The sequence below is a fragment of the Streptomyces sp. DH12 genome (assembly GCF_020873895.1).
Taxonomy (GTDB): domain Bacteria; phylum Actinomycetota; class Actinomycetes; order Streptomycetales; family Streptomycetaceae; genus Streptomyces.
Map to the genome: position 1 here is coordinate 1 of NZ_JAHWGT010001423.1, position 413 is coordinate 413.

Consider the following 413-nt stretch of genomic DNA (forward strand, 5'->3'; position numbering starts at 1 on the left):
CTCGGACGCCGACCAGCGCTCCCGCTCGACCTGGCGGACGGTGACCGCCCGCGCGGTGGGCGCCTTGCCGGTGATGGCCCGCCGCAGCGCGTGCACGGCCTTGCCGGCCGGGCTCTCGGCGATGATCTGCCGGTCGGTGACGTCCCGCGCCTCGGTCCACTCCTTGCCCCACACCTCGGCGAAGTCCTGCCCGTCCCAGGGCGTCACCCCGGACAGCGCCATACGGCAGCCGGTGGCGCCGAGCAGCGGCCCGCGCAGCGGCCGGGGCACGTCGTCCAGGGTGCGCAGGGTGAGCAGCACGCCCGCGTTGGCTGACCGCAGCCGCTGGACGCCCCGCACGGACTCGGGGGTGATCACGCCGGTGGCGTCGTCCAGCACCAGGCAGGCGAACAGGGAGCGGTCCTCGCGCACCG

The 413-nt window shown here is 76.3% G+C and carries 1 pseudogene; it reads right to left on the bottom strand.

Annotated features, from left to right (window positions below):
* Positions 1 to 413, bottom strand: a pseudogene (locus LPA54_RS40390) (ATP-binding protein); the annotation flags it as partial.